Annotated in this window: 1 pseudogene; it reads left to right on the top strand. The window is 61.6% G+C overall.

Features of this window, described 5'->3' with window-relative positions:
- Positions 1-258 (top strand): annotated as a pseudogene (locus FXV83_RS40485) (transposase); the annotation flags it as partial.

Genomic DNA, 258 nt, shown 5'->3' with positions numbered 1-258 from the left:
CAAGACCGGTTGGATGCGCGGAGGCAGCTGGCGATCCTGGCCCATGGCGGCAACAGGCAATCCTGGGTCGCAGGGACTGGGATGCTGATGCTCTGCGCGATATCGTCCGCGATTATGTCATCGAGCATCTGGCGGACCCTGAAGCGGTCCTGGTGATCGACGAGACCGGTTTTCTCAAACAGGGCAAGGCGTCGTGCGGAGTGGCGCGGCAATACACTGGTTCGGCGGGCAAGATCATGAACTGCCAGATCGGCGTCT

Origin of the sequence: Bradyrhizobium hipponense (assembly GCF_008123965.1) — a bacterium.
GTDB lineage: Bacteria > Pseudomonadota > Alphaproteobacteria > Rhizobiales > Xanthobacteraceae > Bradyrhizobium > Bradyrhizobium hipponense.
The sequence above is the reverse complement of the archived record's forward strand: the minus strand, read 5'-3'. Positions and strand labels throughout refer to the sequence as shown.